The sequence below is a fragment of the Paraburkholderia sp. BL27I4N3 genome, assembly GCF_003386115.1.
In the GTDB taxonomy this organism is placed as follows: domain Bacteria; phylum Pseudomonadota; class Gammaproteobacteria; order Burkholderiales; family Burkholderiaceae; genus Paraburkholderia.
The window spans coordinates 328034-349214 of sequence record NZ_QREJ01000002.1 but is presented as its reverse complement, the minus strand read 5'-3'; the positions used below and the strand labels follow the sequence as shown (position 1 = coordinate 349214).

The 21181-nt window shown below is 59.0% G+C and carries 15 protein-coding genes and 2 pseudogenes; 8 read left to right on the top strand and 9 right to left on the bottom strand.

Annotation, left to right across the window (positions count from 1 at the left end; all coding sequences use genetic code 11):
* Positions 1 to 24: 24 nt before the first annotated feature.
* Genes B0G71_RS38850 through B0G71_RS38840 form a run of 3 tightly spaced genes read right to left on the bottom strand, consistent with a single transcriptional unit; the run spans position 25 to position 3780 of the window.
* On the bottom strand, positions 25 to 774 hold the full coding sequence (locus B0G71_RS38850; RefSeq protein WP_116149714.1) for an SDR family NAD(P)-dependent oxidoreductase: 750 nt from the start codon (positions 772 to 774) through the stop codon (positions 25 to 27).
* Between the two features lie 19 nt (positions 775 to 793).
* Entirely contained in the window at positions 794 to 1660 is an 867-nt protein-coding gene (locus tag B0G71_RS38845) for a MaoC/PaaZ C-terminal domain-containing protein (RefSeq protein ID WP_116149712.1), read from the bottom strand.
* Positions 1660 to 3780, bottom strand: a complete 2121-nt coding sequence (locus B0G71_RS38840; protein ID WP_116149710.1) for an acetate--CoA ligase family protein — start codon at positions 3778 to 3780, stop codon at positions 1660 to 1662. Before B0G71_RS38840 ends, B0G71_RS38845 begins: the two co-directional genes overlap by 1 nt.
* A 150-nt stretch (positions 3781 to 3930) precedes the next feature.
* On the opposite strand from B0G71_RS38840, the gene B0G71_RS38835 reads away from it, so the two are divergent.
* From B0G71_RS38835 to B0G71_RS38820, 4 genes are all read left to right on the top strand, one after another.
* Positions 3931 to 4833 (top strand): LysR family transcriptional regulator, encoded by a 903-nt coding sequence (locus tag B0G71_RS38835; RefSeq protein WP_116149708.1) that lies wholly within the window; start codon positions 3931 to 3933, stop codon positions 4831 to 4833.
* A gap of 168 nt (positions 4834 to 5001) precedes the next feature.
* Entirely contained in the window at positions 5002 to 6327 is a 1326-nt protein-coding gene (locus tag B0G71_RS38830; RefSeq protein ID WP_116149706.1) for an MFS transporter, read from the top strand.
* 18 nt (positions 6328 to 6345) lie between these two features.
* A complete protein-coding gene (locus B0G71_RS38825) occupies positions 6346 to 7440 on the top strand; it encodes a mandelate racemase/muconate lactonizing enzyme family protein (RefSeq protein WP_116149705.1) in 1095 nt (364 codons plus the stop codon).
* Between the two features lie 320 nt (positions 7441 to 7760).
* Entirely contained in the window at positions 7761 to 8930 is a 1170-nt protein-coding gene (locus B0G71_RS38820) for a porin (protein WP_116149703.1), read from the top strand.
* Between the two features lie 338 nt (positions 8931 to 9268).
* Here the strand turns inward: B0G71_RS38820 and B0G71_RS38815 are convergent.
* Positions 9269 to 9772 (bottom strand): annotated as a pseudogene (locus B0G71_RS38815) (transketolase-like TK C-terminal-containing protein); the annotation flags it as partial.
* 123 nt (positions 9773 to 9895) lie between these two features.
* Here B0G71_RS38815 and B0G71_RS38810 point away from each other — a divergent pair.
* Positions 9896 to 10012 carry a transposase DNA-binding-containing protein gene (locus tag B0G71_RS38810; protein WP_116149701.1) on the top strand — a complete coding sequence of 39 codons (117 nt, stop codon included), beginning with the start codon at positions 9896 to 9898 and terminating at the stop codon, positions 10010 to 10012.
* A 181-nt stretch (positions 10013 to 10193) separates the two neighbouring features.
* Here the strand turns inward: B0G71_RS38810 and B0G71_RS38800 are convergent, their stop codons facing one another.
* The 4 genes from B0G71_RS38800 to B0G71_RS38785 form a co-directional block, all read right to left on the bottom strand.
* Positions 10194 to 12080, bottom strand: coding sequence for a feruloyl-CoA synthase (locus tag B0G71_RS38800; RefSeq protein ID WP_116149700.1), 1887 nt, complete (start codon positions 12078 to 12080; stop codon positions 10194 to 10196).
* Positions 12081 to 12176: 96 nt separating this feature from the next.
* Positions 12177 to 13628: an aldehyde dehydrogenase gene (locus B0G71_RS38795; RefSeq protein WP_116149698.1), complete on the bottom strand. Its 1452-nt coding sequence runs from the start codon at positions 13626 to 13628 to the stop codon at positions 12177 to 12179.
* 44 nt (positions 13629 to 13672) lie between these two features.
* Positions 13673 to 14500, bottom strand: a complete 828-nt coding sequence (locus tag B0G71_RS38790) for a p-hydroxycinnamoyl CoA hydratase/lyase (protein ID WP_116149697.1) — start codon at positions 14498 to 14500, stop codon at positions 13673 to 13675.
* 92 nt (positions 14501 to 14592) lie between these two features.
* The gene (locus tag B0G71_RS38785) at positions 14593 to 16050 is read right to left on the bottom strand and encodes an NAD-dependent succinate-semialdehyde dehydrogenase (RefSeq protein WP_116149695.1); all 1458 of its coding nucleotides are present in this window, start codon (positions 16048 to 16050) and stop codon (positions 14593 to 14595) included.
* 357 nt (positions 16051 to 16407) lie between these two features.
* Between B0G71_RS38785 and B0G71_RS38780 the strand changes: the two genes are divergently transcribed.
* From B0G71_RS38780 to B0G71_RS38770, 3 genes are all read left to right on the top strand, one after another.
* On the top strand, positions 16408 to 16785 hold the full coding sequence (locus B0G71_RS38780; protein ID WP_181916968.1) for a MarR family winged helix-turn-helix transcriptional regulator: 378 nt from the start codon (positions 16408 to 16410) through the stop codon (positions 16783 to 16785).
* 324 nt (positions 16786 to 17109) lie between these two features.
* The gene (locus B0G71_RS38775; RefSeq protein WP_116149690.1) at positions 17110 to 18573 is read left to right on the top strand and encodes a carotenoid oxygenase family protein; all 1464 of its coding nucleotides are present in this window, start codon (positions 17110 to 17112) and stop codon (positions 18571 to 18573) included.
* Positions 18574 to 18642: 69 nt separating this feature from the next.
* The gene (locus B0G71_RS38770; protein WP_116149689.1) at positions 18643 to 19611 is read left to right on the top strand and encodes an amidohydrolase family protein; all 969 of its coding nucleotides are present in this window, start codon (positions 18643 to 18645) and stop codon (positions 19609 to 19611) included.
* 158 nt (positions 19612 to 19769) lie between these two features.
* Here B0G71_RS38770 and B0G71_RS38765 read toward each other — a convergent pair.
* Positions 19770 to 20493: pseudogene (locus B0G71_RS38765) on the bottom strand (IS6 family transposase).
* Between the last annotated feature and the right edge of the window lie 688 nt (positions 20494 to 21181).

Genomic DNA, 21181 nt, shown 5'->3' with positions numbered 1-21181 from the left:
TGGACCTCCAAGGCACCTGTCACGCTAGCCGTAGCGCCCCCCCGTTACGTGCAAGGTCTCGCCCGTGATGAAGCTCGCGCGTGCCGAGGCGAGGAACACCACGGCATCGGCGATATCCTCCGGACGGCCGACACGGCGCAACGGCTGTGCGGCAATCGCGCGTTCCTTGATCTGCTCATAGTGCCCCAACGCCATCACCGCCTCGGTCTCGATGAAACCCGGCGCGATCGCATTGACGGTGATATCGTAGCGGCCTTCCTCGATGGCGAGCGCCCGGGTCAGACCGAGAATTCCCGCCTTCGCCGCCGCGTAGTTGGCCTGACCAGGATTGCCGAGATAGGCACGCGAAGAAATGTTGACGATGCGCCCGAAGCGCTGCTCGATCATGTACGGCATCACGGCCTTGCACGTCAGGAACGAGCCCTTCAGGATGACTTCCACGACCTTGTCCCAATCGTCTTCCGTGAGCTTCGTCAACAGCTTGTCGCGCGGAAAGCCGGCGTTGTTGACCAGCACATGGATGCCGCCAAAAGCCGCCACCGTGTCCGCCACCAAACGCTCCACGTCGGCACTCTTCGTGATATCCGAGACGATGCCGATCGCCTGATAGCCGTCGGCCCTGAGCGATTCGGTGCTCGCGGCTGTGCCGTCGCGATCGATGTCGGCGACGATAACCTTCGCGCCTTCTTCTGCGAGCCGCCGGGCCGTTGCCGCACCCAGCCCACGTGCCGAGCCGGTGACGATGGCCACTTTGCCGTTCAATCCGAGATCCATAGGTTGTCTCCGTTAATGTTTAATGAAGCTGCGTATCGATGCGTCCGGCGCTCAGCACCGTCACCCGGCGTTCGAGCGCGATGGTCCGGAACGACACGATGTCGCCGTCTTGCCACAGCTCCGTACGCAATGTGTCGCCGGGCAGCACAGGTGCGGTGAAACGCACGCGCATCGAGCGAATGCACGACGCGTTGTAATCGAATAACGCGCGCATTGCCGCGTGGCATGCGACACCCATCGTGCACAGGCCGTGCAGGATCGGGCGCGTAAAGCCCGCCCCTTGCGCGACGGTGGGATCGACGTGCAGCGGATTCGTGTCGCCGCTCAAGCGGTAAATCAATGCGGCTTGCGGCAGCGTCGGCAGATCGCATGACGCATCCGGCTGACGCTCGGGAACGACGTGAGGCGCAGGCGGTGCGCCATTCCTGGGACCGCCGAAGCCACCGTCGCCGCGCAACAGGCTCACTTGCGAAACCGTTGCAAGCAGAGCGCCGCTCGCCGTGTCGACGATCTCTCTTTGCTGGGTCAGTAAGGCACCCTTTTCGGCCCCTTTGTCGAAGATCGACGTAATCCGGTTGTGGCCGATCACGCGCCCCTCCGGCGCGAGTGGCGCATGCAGTTCGAACGATTGCTCGGCATGCACAAGACGCCGCCAGTCGATGCCGGTGTCCGGCTCCTTGGCCCAGAAGCCCGGATACGCGAGGATCACGGGCAGCGTGGGCAGCGCTCGCAGACCCTCCTCATAGACGTAGGCGAGTTGCCTCGGATCGAGCGGATCCGCGCCGAGACCGATTCCGAGTGCGTACAGAATCGAGTCGCGCCGGCTGTAAGCGTGCTCGATGGGCTCGAAGCGGCGTTCAAGCAGACGCTGATAGTCGATGGCCATTACTGCCCCCGCGTCACCAGGACGGCGTCGAGCGCCAGCACACCCTGCCCCTGTGGCAGCGCGATGACAGGATTCAGGTCGATGGTCTCGAGTTGCGCTGCGTTCGCCGCGGCGAACGCGGACAGGCGCTGCAACAGATCGGCTAGCGCGCCGATATCGGCGGCAGGTGCCCCGCGGAAACCTTTAAGCAACGGATAGCCTTGCGTTTCGCCGATCATCCGCAGCGCTTCGTCCCGATCAAACGGCGCGGCACGAAACGACACATCGCGGAACAGCTCCGCAAAAATGCCGCCGAGCCCGAACATCACGACCGGTCCGAAGACCGGATCGCGCGTCACGCCAATGATCGTTTCGATTCCCTTGTTCGCCATTGGCGTGACGAGTACGCCTTCAATGTACGCATCCGGCGCCTTGTCGGCTGCACGGGTGATAAGGGTCTGGTACGCATCGGCAGCGCCCTGATCGTCGGCGATATTGAGCATCACGCCGCCGATCTCGGTCTTGTGCAGAATGTCCGGCGACACGATTTTCATGACAACCGGGTAGCCGAGGTTCGACGCAGCATCGACGGCCGCTGTCGCGCTTTTTACGACACGGGACGGCAGGAACGGGATGCCCGCGTCCGCGAGGAGCGTCTGCGCCGACGCCTCCGACAACGGCCCGCTGCCGAGATCACGGCGCAACGTCGGATCTGCCGGCGGCTGAACCGACTTGCGTTCAAAACCTTCTCGCAACGTCGCGAGCGTAGACAGCGAACGCGTGGCGCGGTCGGAATCCGTGTAGATCAGGAAACCGGCGTCCTCGTATGAACGAACCGTCTCTGCGCCGGCTTCCATGCACAACACGGTTGGCCGATCCATGTAGGCCTGCGTGCCCGCACGAATCGCATCCTTGATCCGTTCGCCATAAGTGGGCGATGCCGGCAACATCGTGAACGCACCGACCATGCTGTCGTAGCCACCGTCCGAATACATAATGTCGAACGTCTTGGTGATGAGGCTCATGTCGTTGAGCCAACCAGCGGTCGTGTCACACGGATTGTTGTCGCTGCCAAGCGGATTAAGTTCTTTCAGCTTGCTGCGCGCCGCATCGGGCAGCGGCGCCACGTCGAGTGCGTGGCGCTCAGCGGCATCGCACAACTGAATGCCGAATCCGCCGGACACCGTGATGATCCCTAGTCGGCGGCTGGCCGGATAGATACCGCGGCTGCATGCATACGCGATGTCGACCTGCTCCTCGGTTGTACGCGCGCGGTGCACGCCATACTGACGGAACACGCCGTCGAACACCGCGTCGGCTCCAGCGAGGCTCGCCGTGTGCGATTGTGCTGCGACCGCGCCCGACTCTGATTCACCGACCTTCATGAATACCACTGCCTTGCGATTCTCATGGGCGGTGCGCAGAGCATCGATGAATCTCTCGCCGTCGCGCACGCCTTCCGCGTACGCCATGATGACTCGCACATCGTCCTGCTGCGCGAGCCACTTAATGCAATCCGATACGTCTGTGTCAGCCTCGTTGCCGGTAGAAATCCAGTAACCAACGCCGATATTGCGTGCGCGGCACAAGTAAGCGAGATGTCCACCGTACGCGCCGCTCTGGCTGACGATGGCAACCGGGCCAGGCGTGGGAAACGCGTCGTCGAAAGCGCTGCTAAACGTCCCGATAAAACGGCTCCTGGCATGAAGCAGCCCGAGGCAGTTCGGGCCAAACAGGCGAAGACCGCCGGCCCGCGCAATCGCTCCGAGTTCGTCCTGCAGCGCGCGACCGTCATCACCGGTCTCAGCAAAGCCCGACGCGTAGACGATTGCCGCCCCAACACCGCGCTCGACGCAGTCCGTCAGCGCCTGCTTGACCATATTCACGGGCAGACAGATCAGCGCGATATCCGGCGTGACCGGTACATCGGCGATTGAAGGGTACGCCTTCAGCCCCTGAACGTACGCACGTCGCGGATTAATCGGGTAGATCGAGCCTTCGTAGCCAGCATGCTTCAGGTAGTGCAGCGAACGCCCAGAGATGCGCTGTGGATCGTCGGATGCGCCGACAATCGCGACTGATGTCGGTCGAAAAGCCTTGTCGAATGTGTCTCTTGTTTGCTGCTGCAATGCCGTTGCCATGCGACGTCTCCTTGCTTGTGCAATCGTGCGAACCGGGTATAAACCCTTGTGCAGTTTGACGCGATTGCTTTTAGAGACCCAACTCTGGCATGTCGGTGACAAGCTGTGTAGTATTAAATTACCACCACTTGATACGATTTGGATATCACCATGGAGCTGCGCCAACTTCAACAATTCATAGTCCTCGCCGAGACCTTGAACTTTCGCGCGACCGCCGAAAGACTCTTCATGACGCAGCCCCCGTTATCGGTCTCGATCCGCAAACTGGAGGACGAAATCGGAGTCAAGCTGTTCACCCGCACGACGCATGACGTGCAACTCACACTGGCCGGTGAGGCAATTCTGGACGAAGCCAGGCAGGCTCTGTTTCACGCTACGGAAGTCGGGCGTATCGCCCGACTCACCGCGCAAGGCTTGAGCGGACAGTTGCGCATTGGCTTCGTTGGATCGGCGAAATATTCGCTGCTTCCACAGCTTTTGCCACCTTTTCGCAAGCAATACCCTGAAGTCGCCCTGAAATTCTTTGAAGAAAGCAATTCGTGGATCCTCGAAGCGCTGGAGTCGCACCGGATTGATATCGGCATCGTCCGCGTGCCGCTGACAACGGGCCGAAAAATTGAATATCGGGTGGTCGAACACGACGAGTTCGTCATTGCCCTGCCCGCCGCACATCCGCTCGCCAAGAAGCCTCGACTGGCACTGCCGGATATCGCCGGTGAACCGTTTATCCAATACACCGCGAGCGATGTCCCCGGCCTTCATGCTCTCACCATGCTGCTGTTCCAGGATGCAGGTTTCATGCCGCACGTGGCGCAGGAGGCGGTGCAAGTATCAACCGTCTTATTCTTGGTCGAAAGCGGTATGGGCGTTGCCTTGGTGCCCTCCGCAGCGTCGCGCAATGCGTCGAGGAAAGTCGCTTTCCGACGTCTGAAGAAGATGCCTTCACATGTATCGATCGGCCTTGCGATCGCATACAACCCGAAGTACGAAACCGCCACGGCGCGACGTTTCAGCGAAATGGCGCAAGTTTTCGACGTTCCTGAGGCGGAATAGAAATTACCATCGGTGATATTTTAATCGTATCAGGCATGGCGAACTTCGTATTGGACAGGCTCTCTGAACTGAACGACGCTTGTCGCCTGTGATCACGGAATACACCGTGACACGAGGCCCGCCATAACGGCTTATCCGTTCCCGGCGCGCCAGATAAACGGAGGAGACATGTCAGAGCTCGACAAGGCTGCCATCAAGGGCGGTCCGGAAGGTCCACGCGCACAGGCCACGCTAATCGGGACGGCAGACGAACGGATGAGCCCGATGGCTCGGCGCGTCCTGATCTTCGTGTTCCTAGCGTGGGTAATCGACGCGGCGGATAGCACAATCTATTCGCTTACGCTGCCGCAGATTCGCGACGAGTTCGGGCTATCGTTCACGCAGATGGGGCTGATAGCGTCGGTCTTTATCGCCGGCAGTGTGCTCGGCGCGTTCATTCTTCCGGCGTTCGCGGAAAAAAAGGGCCGGCGCGCCGGCATGGCCGCATGCATCGGCATCTTTTCGCTTTTCACAGGCATCGTCGGAGTGGCACATCATGCGGCCGTCGTTGCGGTCGGGCGCTTCTGTACGGGCCTCGGCACCGGTGCCGAATGGCCCATCGGCGCGGCCTATCTTTCCGAAATGGTACCGGCGAAGAAACGTGGCCTCGCGATGGGCATCATGCAGGCAGGCTACCCGGTCGGCTTCTTTCTTGCTGGCGGCATCTTCGCGTTATTTACGTCTTTAGGGCTCGGCTGGCGCGCGTGTTACGTCGTGCTCGTCATTCCCGCGCTGATGTGCATTCCCGTGCTGAAATGGCTGAAGGAAAGCCCAGCGTGGCTGGCCAATCGCGCGGCGCGGCTCGACAGCGCACATGCCGATCGAAGCGCGAAGAAATCTCGGTTTCGCGAGCTGTTCGCGCCGGAATACCGCCGTTTCACTCTGATCGCGACCGCGCTGCACATTTTCGGCGCAATCTTCTCCTACGGCCTCGTCGTGTGGGTGCCCAGCGCGATCATGCTCGACTTTCACATCGATAAAATGCAGACCGCGCAGTTCGTCATGCTCGCGTGGGGTGTCGGCACTTTCGGCTATCTAGCCGCCGGCCCTCTAGCCGATCGCTTCGGTCGCAAGATCATCCTCACTCTTTATACGATCCTCGGGATGATCGCGATCCTGTACCTGAATTACCTGCATCGCCTCGGCGGCGCCTCGCTTACTTCGCTCTATGTACCGGGCATTTTGATCGGCATCAGCCTCGGCGTTGCCGCGGTCTATATCACCTACACCAGCGAGATCTTCCCGTCGCACCTGCGCACGATCGGCCTCGGATTTTCGGTCGGCGTGGGCAAAGTGACGGCCCTCGCAGTGCCGACGGCGCTCGGCGCCATCGCCCAACATTCGTCGGTCACCACAGCCTTGTTACTTTCGACAGCAATCGGTTTCCTGATGATCCCGGTGGTGTATTGCGGTCCCGAGACTGCGCGCCGTAAGCTCGAAGATATCGTTCGTTGATTTACCAGGAGCGAAGACATGATCATCCGCAGCGTCGAAGTAACTCCTTTCGTAATCCCACTCAACAAGCCGACCAAATGGGCAGCCGGCTACATGACTACCGTCGACTGGTTGCTCGTCAAGATCATCGGCGATGATGGCAGCTATGGTGTCGCGGAAGCGATTCCGCGGCCAATGATCTACGGCGAGACGCAGCATTCCATCTACTACGCGATAACCCAATATTTGGCGCCATTGCTGGTTGGAGAGGACTCGTTCGCGCTTGAAAATATCTGGTCCAGGATGGGCGCGCTTGCCTGCAATCCGGCGGCGAAGAGCGCCATCGACATCGCGTTGCACGATCTCAACGGCAAGCTATTGAAGATGCCGGTTCATCGACTGCTCGGCGGCCCAGCGCGCACGGAAGTGGATCTCGTCTGGATGGTAGGCCTCATGTCCAATGACCAGATGCTGGCCGAACTCGACCAGAAGGTCACTGCAGGGTTCCGCACGTTCAAGATCAAGGCCGGACTCGATCCGGACAACGACATCCGCTTGCTCAAACAGATGCGCGAGCGTGTGCCCGACGACGTACGGCTCTACATTGACGCCAACATGCGCTATGACAAGGAGACCGCTTATCGCGTGCTGAAGGCGCTCGAAGACGTACTCGATTGCGTGGAAGAACCGATGCTCGCATCTGACGACCTCGGCCGCCGCGAACTCGCGCAGAAAGTCGCGGTGCCAATGCTCGGCGACGAGAGCGTCTTCACCGTCGCCGATGTCTGTCGACAGATCCAGTTGGGAGCGCTCAAACGGATCAGCATCAAGATGCCGCGTACCGGCTTCTGGCTGTCGCGCAAGATCGTCCATCTTGCCGAAGCCGGCAATCTGAAACTGCAAATCAACACCCAGTCGGAGACGACGCTAGGAACTGCGGCCTGCCTTCAACTCGCCGCCGCGTATGGGCAGATTAGCCTCCCCAGCGAACTGACCTTCTATCTCGATGTGTGCGATAGCCTCATCACGAGCGAGCTAACTATCGACAACGGAAAGTTAAAGGTACCGGACGGTCCGGGGATGGGCGTCGATGTCGACTGGGACAAATTGAAGAAGTACGCAGTCAAGTTGTAGAGAATGGAATACCCCGGCCCGGCTGGAATGAAAGCGCCTCAAGGGCTGCCTGCTCTGCCATGTAGCCGCCCAATGTCGCCAGAAACGCGCGACCAACAGGACCAGTTGGCCTCCGCCCGCGCGACTTCAATCCAGGCTATCGCCGCTTGCGCGCCTTCTTCGCGCGCGCAGGATGGCGCTCGTCGCGCCTAGCGCTAGCCCCGGCCCTCGTACTTCGTTTTTTGTTTCATTCACGTGACTTTCGCGCCAACTGGCGCGGGGGACACGTTCGTCTGTCGCACCGCCATAGCAGCTACCTAAAATTTCTGGAGACTTTTCTAATGAAGAAAAAACTATCGGCGCTGGCCGCCTCGTGTGTATTTGCAGGCGCTGTTCATGCACAGAGCGCTGTGACCCTTTACGGAGTCATCGACGACGGTGTGAATTACACCACCAATGCCGGCGGCAAGCCTCTGTTCAATCTGTCGAGCGGCGTTCTTCAGGGTAGTCGCTGGGGTCTGCGTGGCACAGAGGACCTCGGTGGCGGTTTGAAGGCGATCTTCACACTCGAAAACGGCTTCGACGTCAATACAGGGGGCTTGAAACAGGGTGGTGCAGAGTTCGGACGCCAAGCTTACGTCGGTCTGTCGAGCAACTACGGCACGCTGACTCTCGGCCGTCAGTATGACTCAGTGACCGACTATGTGGGTGCGTTTGAAGCAGGAAGCCAGTGGGGCGGCTATATCGCCGCTCATCCTGGCGATCTCGACAATATGAACAACTCCAATCGCGTCAATAACACGATGAAATACACCAGCGCGAATTACGCGGGCATTACATTTGGCGGGGTTTACAGCTTCGGAGGCATAGCTGGCGACTTCAGTCGCAATCAGTTGTATTCGTTCGGTCTCGGCTACACAAATGGCCCACTCTCACTCGGCGCGGGCTACCTGTATGCGCGCGATCCTAACCAGTCCTACTTCGGCACAAACCCCAATTCTTCCGCGATCAATAACAATCTGACTGCGTCTCCGGTTTATAGTGGCTATGCGTCTGCCAACGCCGAACGAATCGCTGCGATGGGCGGCGCTTACTCGTTTGGTGCCGCAACTGTCGGTGCTACCTATTCGTTCATTCAGTTCAAGGGGTTGGGCGGGAACCCAGTGGGTGGCGCGGGGCCCACCAACACCTATCGCGGCAGCGCAAATTTCAATAACGCGGAAGTCAATTTCAAATATCAGGTAACGCCCGCGCTTTTGCTGGGAGTCGCTTACGACTATATGAAGGGCAGCGGGGTAAACGGCAACAGCGGCGCTACATATCATCAGGGCTCGGCCGGCGTCGATTACTTCCTGTCCAAGCGCACCGACGTGTATGTGATCGGCGTCCTTCAGCACGCGTCTGGGACTGACTCAACCGGCAAGGAAGCCGTCGCGGCGATCAACGCGCTGACGCCTTCGACGAGCAATCAGCAAACTTCGGTGCGCCTCGGGATCCGGCACAAGTTCTAGTCGTTCACATTCACTGAATGAGGCCGGCGATCGCCTCCGCCATTTCCGAGCGTCGACAGTCGGGTCGTGCCTATCTGCAATCAAGAAAAAGCATGTCTTGACGTTGCTCAGAACGATCCGACCGATCGAGGCGACGCCGTATCTTTCGCGCCGCTCTGTACGGTCGTCGAGTTATCGAATTGCCGCTCCCGTGGCAACTCTCTGAGCAGCGGGACGTTCGAAGCCGGTGCGACCACCCCGGGATCGGACTAGTTAAATCTGAACGATCATTCGCCTAGCACGGCCAAGCCGGTGCCTACGGAACTGCTGTCTCGGTCTAGCCTTTCCGCACGGGTGCTCTACCTTTCCCAAGGTGCTAGTTTTTCGCTTCCCGGTCGACCAGCGCATTTTTCACGAGCGAGGCGTAGCACCGTCTGATCGATCGTACCGTCGTCAACAAGCGCACGCAGCGCCGCAATCACAATTGACGTACGGTCGACCTCGAAAAATTCACGCAGAGCCTGGCGAGTATCGCTTCGCCCGAAGCCGTCCGTGCCGATCGTGACGTAGCGTCGTGGCACATAAGCGCGAATCAATTCGGGCACAGCGCGCACGTAATCGGTCGCTGCGACCACAGGACCAAGCGTTTCCTCGAACGCATGAGCCACATAGGCCATCTCGGTAGCATTGCCAAGGCGGACATTGCGCTCCGCAGCCATTCCGTCGCGCTGCAATTCGGTGAAACTAGTCACGCTCCAGACCGCTGCATGAATCTGCCAATCCGCCAGCAACATCGTCTGCGCCGCCAGCACCTCGCCTCGGATCGCGCCTGCGCCCAGCAGTTGCGCCTGCGCTCGAAGCGAACTGCAGTTTCACGCAGCACCTGAGCCTGCTAAGCGTAAGCGACTCGTGGCGCTTGCAAATACCCACAACTCTGTCGCGGAACCTGGTAACCTGGCCTTCGTCATATTTCGTGTGCGAGCGAGATGGCCGGCAACCGACAGGCAGACGAACGAGCATGGTTCGACAAGGAAGTCGAGGCGAGCGAATTTCAGGATGCGAGACTACGCAAGAGGTTTGGCATGATACTCGAGCGGTTGTGATCAGAGAACACTTCGCGCCCAAGCGGCATTTGCTGCGCGCCTCAATCTACCGCAAACAGCTTGCGGCGAGGTTTGTTGCATGGCGCGAATTCGCCGGCCTCGCCCAAAATCCGTATACCAGTTACTGAGGGGTGAGCATTTATGCTACCGAGTTGCCCGATTTCGGTAACTTGACAACGCCTTACCCGTGGTTGGACGACCGGATGACAAGGGTGTCCTGTTGCAAACCGCTATACATCGACGTGACAACTTCGGCTCGCCGGAGCAGCACGACATTCAGGTTCAAGGAACCCTTGTCGGTAGCTTCACCCAGTTCCAGTGACGGCGGCGTATCAAGCAGCCGCACAACCTCAATAAAGGTGGCGCTGCCGGTTGATTCGCCGTTAAGTCGCTTGAGCAGTCCCGCAAAGTAATCGAGGACCGCGGTGGAACCCAGTATCTCGCGCGGCGAAGCCGATAGTGGGAGCAAGGCAAGCTGCCGGCACTCTGCAATACGTGGAAAGATCATCACGCCAACTGCATTCCGGTCCGCACCCGTTACCACGACATCCTGCACATAAGGTGCGCCGGCGGCGATAACCCGCGCCCGCATGGGCCCCACACTAACGAAAGTACCCGTACTGAGCTTGAAGTCCTCGGCGATACGGCCGTCGAACATCAATCCCGCTTCAGGGTGCGCTTCATCGACAAACCTGAGCGCATCGCCACTGCAATAGTAACCTTCGTCGTCAAACACACCCACGGCTTCGGAAGCGCCCATGCGCCAGTACCCCTGCATCACATGTGGCCCACGAAAACGTGCCTCGAGCTTGCCGTCGACCGGCACGAGCTTCGTATCGCAACCCGGCGCCGGCAGTCCTACATATCCCGCCCGCATCAACGGACCCGTGGTGAAGAGGCAGCACGGCGACGTTTCGGTCATACCGAGACCAGCCATAATCCGGATACGCTCGCCGCAATATTGTTCGGTTACGCGTTCGAGCCGATCCCATGCCGCCTGCGATAGGCCCGCTCCGGCAAAAAAGTAAACCTTGACCCGAGAAAAGAAGCTTTCGCGTAACTTCGCGTCCTGCTCCAGAGCGACGGTCAGTTCCTCCCACCCCTTCGGCACATTGAAATAGATAGTCGGTGCAATCTCACGCAGGTTGCGAAGAGTCTCGTTGAATTGTCCTGGGACGGGCTTGCCGTCATCGATATACAGCGTGCCGCCGTTGTAGAGCGCAATTCCGACGTTATGACTGCCGCCGAAAGTGTGATTCCACGGCAGCCAGTCAACCAGTACCGGGGGCTCCGTCGCAAATTCGGGAAACGTCTGCAACAGCATCTGCTGATTGCTGCACAGCATCCGATGGGTTGTTGGAACCGCTTTCGGCAGTTTCGTCGATCCGGATGTAAAGAGAATCTTGGCGATCGTATCTGCGTCAACACACTCGTGCACCGCGTCCACGGTACCCGGCTCTGCGTTCACGAGGGCACCCAGCGGGGTCGTTTTGCGCCGCTGGATAGCGCCGCTAACGGTGACGACCTCCACGTCGTCCGGCACGACGTTTTCGATCGCCGTGGCAAACGCATCTGCGTCCGCAGCGAACACCAACCCCGGCGTTAACACCTGGAATATGTGACGCAGCTTGCCAAAGTCTTTTGATACCAGCGAGTATGCCGGTGAGACGGGTGCATACGGAACACCGGCCCACATTGCGCCGAGCGCAATCTGCAGATGATTCAGGTCATTGCCCGAAAGAACGACGACGGGCCGTTCGGCCGACAGTTTCCGGTCAACCAGCGCCTGGCCGATTGCGCGTGCACGTTCGAACATCTCCTTGTATGTGACGCCGACCCAGCGGCCACTGACGCCTCGCTGTGCAGCCAGCCATCGATCAGGATGTTTCTGCGCCCCGCGTTCGAGGCAATCGGTAAGGCGCTCCGGATAAGCGCCAAGGACTTCGCTTGACTGCAGCCGCCATGTTTCGCCATCATGGCTTACCCGGGGCGGCGCCGAGCCTATCGACACGTGGCGATATCCGTCACCCTCCGCCTGTCGTTCTGGATGCGTTGTAGCGATGCCCATATAAGGTTCCTTTGCGACGTCCAGGGTCATTCCGAAAGTCGTGAAATGCTGTTTTGGTGTAACGACCGTCGCGGTGTCTGCGACGCCTGCGACATCCTAGATGGGGTAATGTCGTGGCTCGGTCTGCAGTGTGATCCAGCGCAGATCGGTAAATTCAGCAATTGACGCTTTGCTACCGAACCGGCCATATCCGCTGTCCTTGACGCCTCCAAACGGCATCTGCGCCTCGTCATGCACTGTCGGTCCGTTGATATGGCAGATGCCTGACTCGACCCGCTTTGCCAGTTTCAGCGCTCGGGAAACGTCGCGACTGAAGATCGCCGCCGACAGGCCGTAGTCGCTGTCGTTCGCGACGCGAATGGCCTCGTCCTCGTCATCGATGCGCTGAATAGTGACGACAGGCCCGAACGACTCCTCTGCGTAAAGCTTCATCTGGGGCGTAATGCCGTCCACGATGGTCGGCTGCAAAATCGCGCCGCTCGCGTCACATCCGACTGGCAAGCGTGCACCCTGCTCATTGGCGTCGCGCACCAATGCCTGAATACGCACGACCGACTGCGCACTGACCATCGAACCAAGGACTGAATCGGCTCGCGCAGGATCTCCAGCCTTGAGCGTCCGGGCTTTTTCCGTAAGCTTTTGCACCAGTGCGTCTGCAATCCGGCGATCGACAATGACCCTCTCTGTCGACATGCAGATCTGACCTTGATTGAAGAACGCTCCGAAAGCAATCGCGCTCACCGCCTCATCGAGGTCGGCGTCGTGGAGAACGATCAGAGGCGCCTTTCCCCCGAGTTCCAGCAGCGCCGGCTTCAGATGACGGGCAGCCAGTTCGGCGATAATGCGTCCCACATGCGTTGAGCCCGTGAAATTCACCCGCCGCACCGCACGGTTTGCAATCAGGCGCTCCACAATGGCCGGAGCATCTTCCGGCGCATGGGTCAAGACATTGACCACACCGTCGCCCAGCCCTGCGTCGTGTAATACGCTACCGATAAGGCGGTGGACAGCCGGGCAAATCTCCGAAGCCTTCAAAACAACCGTGTTTCCACAGGCCAACGGCATGGCCAACGCCCGGGTCGCGAGAATCACCGGTGCGTTCCACGGCGCGATGCCAAGTACCACGCCGCAGGGTTGGCGAATCGCCATGGCCAGGCTGCCGGGCACGTCAGAGGGAATGATGCTCCCGTCAATCTGCGTCGTCATCGCGGCGGCTTCACGAAGCATGTTGGCGGACAGTGTCACATTGAAGCCGTACCAGTTAGCCATCGCACCAGTCTCGGCCGCGCCGCTCGAGATGAACTCGCCAATCCGCTCGTCCATCAGATCCGCGGCCCGAAGGAGGCGTTTGCGGCGCTCTCCGGGCGGCAGCGCAGACCAGACGGGAAACGCTGCCGCGGCAGCCGCGACCGCCGCGTCAGCATCGGCAACGGTTGCCGCCGGTGCGCGGGAAGCAATCTCCCCACTAACCGGATTGATTCGATCAAAAGTGGCGCCATCAGCGGCTGCAATGCCCTTGCCACCCACCAGCATTGTCAGTTCTTGCATCGTGTCTCGCTCCCAGGTCCCATTTCTAAAGATGGCAAACGTGTTTAGCGCTTGTAGGTCTGCAGGCCGGGCTTGATCGCCTTGTCGTCCAGGAACTGTTTCAGCCCCTGCTCCCGCCCGCGCTCCGGGTCGCGCTGCTGGGCCTGGTCGAGCTTGGCGTAGAGATAATCTTCGTTCTGATCCCACGTCAGTTCACGGCAACGCTTGAAGCCGTGCTTGGCGGCACGCAGGACCACCGGATTTTTTTCCAGCAGTTTCGCGGCGAGTTCCTGCGTGGTCGCCCGAAGTTCCGCACGCGGCACGCTACGATTAACCAGTCCCATCGCGGCGGCCTGCGCACCATTGAACGTCTCACCGGTCATGATGTAGTAGAGCGCCTGACGGTGACCGACCGTATCGGCCATCGCCTTGCTGACCAGGTTACCCGGCGGGATACCCCAGTTGATTTCCGACAAACCAAACACAGCCTCATCCGCTGCAATCGCCAGATCGCACGCAACCAGCGGAGAGAACCCTCCGCCAAAACACCAACCGTTGACCATCGCGATGGTGGGTTTCGCATACATGCGCAGCAACTGCCATTGCCAGCGACATGCGTCCCGGCGAATCTTTTCTTGCAGGATCTCGGGGCCGGCGTCGATTTCGCGAAAGTACTCTTTCAGATCCATGCCCGCGGTCCACGCATCGCCTTCACCAGTCAACACGAGGACCCTTGCATCCGCATCGAGTTCAAGTGTCTCAAGTACGTCGATCATTTCTGTGTTGAGCGTCGGGCTCATCGCATTGCGCTTCTCAGGCCGGTTGAGCGCGACCCACGCGATTCCCTCTTCGACATCCACCTTGACGGTTTTCCAGCGATCTTCATAACTCATTGCAATCTCCGTGGTCCATCGGCCGCTCTCGCAGCCGGATGAGCCTGGTAAGTGATTCAACGACGGCCGCGAAATGAGGCGGCCGCCCCGTATCAGAACTGGCTGATCAACTTGACGGTCAGGTACGCGTCGATACCTTCTGTACCGCCTTCGGATCCGTACCCACTCTCCTTGACACCACCGAACGGCGTCTCGGGCGCGCCAATGGCATCAGGAGCACCAAGCGCAAACGTATTGATACCGATCATCCCGGCTTCCAGTTGCATGCCAAGCCGATGGGCAAGCGCGCCGTCACGCGTGAATGCGTACGCCGCAAGGCCATAGGGCAGTCCATTCGCTTCCCGGAGCACGGCGTCAAGATCAGTGAAGCGGTTGAGCACGACGATTGGGCCGAACGGCTCTTCTTTCATGATGTGTGCAGAGAAGGGAACGTCCGCGAGCACGGTAGGCTGGAAGAAGAAGCCCCGTCCTTCAATCGGCTCGCCCCCGCACAGAACCTTGCCTCCATGACGGCGCGCATCATCCACACACTCCTTCATCGCATCGACCCGACGTGCGTGAGCCAACGGCCCCATTTGTGTGTCGCTATCGAGGCCGTTACCCGGCTTGATCGACCTGACGATCTCGACAAACCGTGCGGCGAAGCGCTCGTAAACTGCATCGTGCACGTAAAAGCGTGTGGGATTCACACAGCCTTGCCCACTGTTGCGATATTTGCGTCGCGCGGCCTGCTCAGCGAGGCCTTCTACATCGACATCGGGCATGACAATGACAGGTGCGTGGCCACCGAGCTCCATCACGGTCCGCTTTACGCCACGTGCCGCCATCTCGCTCAGATGCTTGCCCACTGCAGTCGACCCGGTGAATGAAATTGCCCGGATGTGTGGCGACGAAATCAGAGCGTCCGAAACCTCGGCTGGCGTCCGGCCAAAGACTACGTTCAACACACCTGCCGGCACACCCGCGTCGACGAATGCGCGTGCGATCGCGAGCGCAGTGGCCGGTGTTTCTTCGGCGGGCTTGATGATGCAAGTGCATCCGGCAGCAAGAACCGCTGCGATCTTGCGAGCTGGAATCAAGGCCGGAAAATTCCAGGGGGTAAATGTCGCCACCGGGCCGACAGGCTCCTTGATGACTATCTGTCGCTGCTCCGGCACGCGCGACGGAATCACACGACCGTAAGTACGCCGGCCTTCCTCCGCATCCCATTCGAGAATGTCCGGCAGATTACGCACTTCCATCTGCGCCTCGGCAAGCGGCTTGCCCTGTTCGACGGTCATCAGATGCGCAATGTCCGGGGCCCGCTCGCGCAGGATCGCCGCGGCACGCACCAGCACTTTCGCCCGGGCGTACGCGGACAGGGCTTTCCATTCACCAAATGCTCTTGCAGACGCCGCCGCAGCACGGTCAAGGTCCGCCCGCGTAGCCACGGGCAGCCTGCCAATTTCCTCGCCCGTCGCCGGGTTCAGCACCGCAAGTGTCTCCCGGTCTTTCGCGCTGATCCACTCTCCGTCGATCAACATGTTCAAGTCGTAATAGGTCACAGCCATCTCCTCTCTATTGGCGCTGCTGCGCCGGCTTCGGCAACGATGGAGCGGCCAGCACAGCCACTCGTCCCCAATCAGTTATTTGATTATAACCAATTGTGAACGCAATTTCAATCCTCTCCTGTCGGCACTGCTGGTTTTGCGGGTAGAGGTATAATCATCTGCAGAAAATCGATCGGGATATCCGCTTATCCGGTCTTCCGGAATCGACCACAACGCGGCACGGCCCGACCCTACAGGCCACTACTCTCTATCGCTCCTATGCCACGAACCACTACCCGATCGACCACGCGACGCGAACCCCTCGACACGTCTCTTGTAAAGTCGCGCCTCGGCTACCACCTCACGAGCGCGCATCTGATGGCTCGAAAACGGTTTCTCGAAGCCACGAACGAGTGGGACATCACGCCTGCCCAGTACGCCATCCTCTGCCTGATCGAAGCCAACACCTTCGTGACCCAGGCCGACCTCTGCTCCACGATGAATATCCTGCGGCCGAATATGGTTACCCTGATGTCACCTCTCGAGACCAAGGAGTTGATCAAGCGCTCTGAATTCGCCCACGACCGTCGCAACATGCTGCTTTCCCTCACGGTCAAGGGGAAGAAACTGCGAAAGAAGATCGAAGGGCTACTGGAGGCGCTCGAAGCGGAGTTGATGGAAGGCTTTTCGGAAGAAGAGAAGAAGATTTTCTTCGTATTGCTTGAACGCTTCCACGCCGGCAATCACGCGGTTTGAACTGAGGGGCCGCAGTCAGGCGGCCTCTTTCCCGGCTTTATCCCAACGCGGCATTTCCCCTCCGGTTTTACCCCCCCATTTAATCGACACGCCTCCGCAGATATGTCGACTGCCCCGTGCGCCTCTCGCCACGCGCAATTCACACCCAGGGATTTCCCTGACTCATCAACGCACCGCTCTTCAAGAACCGCTTCGTTCGGCGCCGCGCTCCTGCTTCTTGCAGACGCCCAAAACAACAGTTATAGTTAAATAACTATATCGCCGCGGGCGCAGTCTGCTAACGCATGACTGTCGCGGTTTTACGGACATGAACGGAGCGCAGCAATGAGCAACAACAGGTTCCCCGATATCCCCACGTTTCGAGGTTTCAGCGCCCCCAGTCGCGTCGAAAGCGACATCTTCGACCTCGAAGTGGAAGGCGAACTCCCCGTCAATCTGAATGGAACGTTCTATCGTTGCGGACCCGACCCGCAATTTCCCCCGTTGCTGGGCACGGATCTGCGATTTAATGGGGACGGCATGGTCTCAATGTTCCGCTTTCGGGACGGTCACGTAGATTTCCGATCACGCTATGTCAGAACTGACAAGTTCCTGCTGGAACGTGCGGCCCGGCGTGCGCTATTCGGTGCCTATCGCAATCCGTACACGGACGACCTTAGCGTTGCGGGCAAGATTCGCGGAACCGCGAACACGCATGTGATGTTTCATGACGGAAAGCTGCTTGCACTGAAGGAAGACAGTCCTCCCGTCGCGATGCATCCGCACACTTTGGAGACGTTTGGTTACTACGACTACGGCGGTAAGCTCACCAGCGAAACGTTCACCGCACATCCGAAGATTGATCCTCATTCCGGCGAAATGCTGACGTTTGGCTACGCAGCCAAGGGAGTCGCAACGCCGGATCTTGCTTACTACGTCATCGGTTCAGACGGGCAGATCAAACACGAAGCCTGGTTGACCATGCCCTACCCGGCGATGCTGCATGATTGGGTCGTTACCGAAGACTATGTCGTCTTTCCAGTGGTCCCAATCACAAGCGACCTCGAACGATTGAAGCGCAAGGAAGTTGCGTTCATGTGGGATGACACGAAAGACGTGTTCATTGGCGTGTTGCCCCGATACGGAAAACCAGAGGAGGTACGATGGTTCCGCACTCCACTGCGTTTCGCCGCCCACTTTCTCAATGGCTTCAATGAAGGCACGAAGATTCATATCGACGGCATCGTCGCGGAAGGCAACCTGTTCCCCTTCTTCCCGGATGTTCACGGCAAGCCGTTTGATCCGAAAAAGGCGCTTGCCCGTCTGACGCGATGGACCATTGATCTCAGCGCTCCCGACGGCGCATTCTCTGAACGGATTCTGTCCGATGTCGTCGGAGAGATGCCGAAGATCGACGAGCGATATGCAACGCGCAAACATCTTCACGGCTTCATGCTGTGCCAGGATCCCGAGCGCCCCTATATCGAAGGCAAATTCGGCTTTAACGCCGTCGCCCACATCAACCTTGAAACAGACTCCACCAGCGTTTATTACGCTGGCGAAGACTGCCTGTTTCAGGAGCCGGTCTTCGTGCCTCGAAGTACAGACGCCGGTGAAGCAGATGGCTATCTCCTCGTTATGCGCAACCGGGTCAATGAAATGGCTTCCGAACTGCTCGTCTTCGACGTCGCCACACTGACGGCTGGTCCCATTGCAAGCGTTCGCCTACCGATTCGCCTGCGCGACGCGATCCACGGCAGCTGGGTTAGCGGCGACGTATTGCCCGCACTCGAACTCCCAGACAACTGAAAGCGCACCTACCACAAAGCCGGACAAAACCCATACAGGGACTAACGGCGCAATAGATCCGGAGACTGCATGAAAATCGATATCCACGGCCATTTCGTGACCCGTGCGTACTATGACGAGCTGGAAACACTTCCAGGTGTTCGATACGAGCGCCGCTCGAGCGGATTGGGCTACCTCATCAAGGAGGGGCGTAACTGGCTACCTGTGCGCGAATCCATGTTTGATCCAGACGATCAGTTGCGTGACATGGATCGCAAGGGTATCGACATGCGCATACTTTCTCTCAGTACGCCCAGCGTGTACCTCTTCGACGATGCGAAGCAACGGGAAGCTGCGTGCCGCGACAACAATGATGCAATCATCGCACGCGTGGCAGCCGACCCCTCCCGCTTTCGAGCTTTCGTCACCCTACCGCTACCCGATGTCGACGCGTCGTTGCGCGAACTCGATCGTGTGATTGATGCCCCCGGTGTAGTCGGAATTACGATCGGCTCCAACCTGGGCGGCATGAAACTCAACGATCTGTCGCTTGAACCTCTGTGGGCGCGCCTTGACCGGGACCGCATTCCTGTTTTTGAGCATCCGATGGATCCCGTGTTCGGCAACGTGATGGATGAATTCGCCATGCACATCCGCGTCGGGTTCCTGTTCGATACCAGCCTGGCTGTGACCCGTATGATCTACGGTGGCGTATTCGAGCGCTATCCGAACTTTCCGTTCATCGTCGCCCACACCGGCGCTGCATTCCTGGACCTGCTGGAGCGCCTGGACAACGGCTATCGTCATTACGTCGATTGCCAGCAGCATATCTCCAGGCTGCCCAGCGAATTCGCCAAACAGTTCTACTACGACAGCTGCGCCTTCTTCACGCCAACCATCATGATGGCACGCGCCGCAGTGGGGGTGGAGCGACTACTGTTTGGCACGGACTATCCGTTCATCGATCAGGGCCCGGATCATGTCGAGCGACTACCGATTGATGACGTAGAGAAAAAGTTGATCTTTAGCGGGAATGCGACCCGGCTGCTCAAGCTTTGATTGGTTCCGGTGCAATTAGCACCAGTCAATCAGTTAAGGTGTCAGTCTGAACGAATTGAGACACGACGGTGACCAAGCAGGAGAGCCTGGGCGAGTTGTGGATTTCTTAAAGGTGACTGCGGTAGGTCAAACTCTTGGCATGCGCGCAGTTATCCTTATCAGATAACTGTCTCAATCGGGTCTGAGCCGGTCCAGCCATGCCATGTGGCGAGACGTTTATTCAGCATAGCGCGATGGCGAGCAGCGTTCATCTGATGTCTTGGGAGCGCCAAGTACTGACGGATCCGGCCGAAGCACGAAAAAAAAGCCGGCGTGCGATGCGCCTCGCGAAACCCGCACATCTCGCGCTCCCATCTACGGATCCGACTGGTGCCTGTTCTCAGCGCGGTTGCTCAAGCGTGCGGCCGCTTTGAAGAAAACGTGCTTTACCTGAGCAAGCTCAGCGATATCCGCGTGCGCCGCCGGATAACTACGCAGTTGGTCAGTGACGATTCTGCGCGGCACCGGGTTTGAAGCTGGCATCAGCCGGAAGAAGCGCTTTGCCGCAGCCTTGTCGCGACGCTCTTGCACCGGCATGTCGAGTTCAGCGCCATGCTCGTCCACCGCGCGCCACAGGAGATACGGCTCTCCGCGCAGCATCACGAACATCTCGTTTTAATGCCAGCTGCTGCCCGGCTTGCGCCGCACCGCTTTGGCACGCTGAGCGAATCCAGCGCCGAACTTGTCGCACCAGCAACGGATCGTTTCATAGGTCACCACAACGCCACGCTCAAGCAGCAACGCCCCGATGTCGCGCAGGCTCAGGCTGAACCAGAAGTACGAGCGAACTCAGCAACTGATGACGATAGCAGGGAAACGGTGGCCGTGATAAAGCGATTTCATCTAATTCGTCACTTCGTTTTACCGCCGCATCTCCAGCGACCTGACAGCGCCATTTTTTATCTATCGAAAACACGTATACACAGATAATCATATAGAAGGTAGGATTTATTTTGGCTCGGCGTTCGTACGTGTGTGTCGTCGGCGGCCTCGTGCACGCAGGAGAATTGATTCTTACCGCGATCAACATTCCGGGGGAGGCGTCTCCGCGCCAGGGAGCGGCCGAAACCGAAGCGTCGATCGAGTCGGCGTTACAACACTTTCTTGATCCGAGCGAGTCGATGCATTTATTGAAAATCGTTGACGCAGGATGTCGCGGTAGCCCTGGATCGCCGTGGCAACTGTGCCAGGCTGGATCAGAAATAGGCAGGAGCTGGGCGAAATCTGTCGCGGGTAAATTGGTGGATTGGGCTGCTCCCGTCTTGACGAATGTCTGGATGCCGTTGTCAGGTTCGCTCCCTGATCTCGTCGGGCACTATCAACAGCAAGGTCTCCAAGCGTTCCCGGGTTGTGTGACGCCGTTTTCGTCAGGAAATGCGGGCGACGAGGAGCTCGAAGTGCTAGCGCCATCGGCGTAGATGGATTCACAGCAAGGTCATCCGATGAGCACTGAGCCAAAGACTAAGCCATCCGCGAGCCGATCGTCAGCCCACGTGGGCGCAATGATGATCAATGACGCATCGGCGTTCGC

Coding starts and splice junctions, on each gene's coding strand:
- B0G71_RS38850 (WP_116149714.1), bottom strand. CDS start 774: ATGGATCTCGGATTGAACGGCAAAGTGGCCATCGTCACCGGCTCGGCA.
- B0G71_RS38845 (WP_116149712.1), bottom strand. CDS start 1,660: ATGGCCATCGACTATCAGCGTCTGCTTGAACGCCGCTTCGAGCCCATC.
- B0G71_RS38840 (WP_116149710.1), bottom strand. CDS start 3,780: ATGGCAACGGCATTGCAGCAGCAAACAAGAGACACATTCGACAAGGCT.
- B0G71_RS38835 (WP_116149708.1), top strand. CDS start 3,931: ATGGAGCTGCGCCAACTTCAACAATTCATAGTCCTCGCCGAGACCTTG.
- B0G71_RS38830 (WP_116149706.1), top strand. CDS start 5,002: ATGTCAGAGCTCGACAAGGCTGCCATCAAGGGCGGTCCGGAAGGTCCA.
- B0G71_RS38825 (WP_116149705.1), top strand. CDS start 6,346: ATGATCATCCGCAGCGTCGAAGTAACTCCTTTCGTAATCCCACTCAAC.
- B0G71_RS38820 (WP_116149703.1), top strand. CDS start 7,761: ATGAAGAAAAAACTATCGGCGCTGGCCGCCTCGTGTGTATTTGCAGGC.
- B0G71_RS38810 (WP_116149701.1), top strand. CDS start 9,896: ATGGCCGGCAACCGACAGGCAGACGAACGAGCATGGTTCGACAAGGAA.
- B0G71_RS38800 (WP_116149700.1), bottom strand. CDS start 12,080: ATGGGCATCGCTACAACGCATCCAGAACGACAGGCGGAGGGTGACGGA.
- B0G71_RS38795 (WP_116149698.1), bottom strand. CDS start 13,628: ATGCAAGAACTGACAATGCTGGTGGGTGGCAAGGGCATTGCAGCCGCT.
- B0G71_RS38790 (WP_116149697.1), bottom strand. CDS start 14,500: ATGAGTTATGAAGATCGCTGGAAAACCGTCAAGGTGGATGTCGAAGAG.
- B0G71_RS38785 (WP_116149695.1), bottom strand. CDS start 16,050: ATGGCTGTGACCTATTACGACTTGAACATGTTGATCGACGGAGAGTGG.
- B0G71_RS38780 (WP_181916968.1), top strand. CDS start 16,408: ATGGCTCGAAAACGGTTTCTCGAAGCCACGAACGAGTGGGACATCACG.
- B0G71_RS38775 (WP_116149690.1), top strand. CDS start 17,110: ATGAGCAACAACAGGTTCCCCGATATCCCCACGTTTCGAGGTTTCAGC.
- B0G71_RS38770 (WP_116149689.1), top strand. CDS start 18,643: ATGAAAATCGATATCCACGGCCATTTCGTGACCCGTGCGTACTATGAC.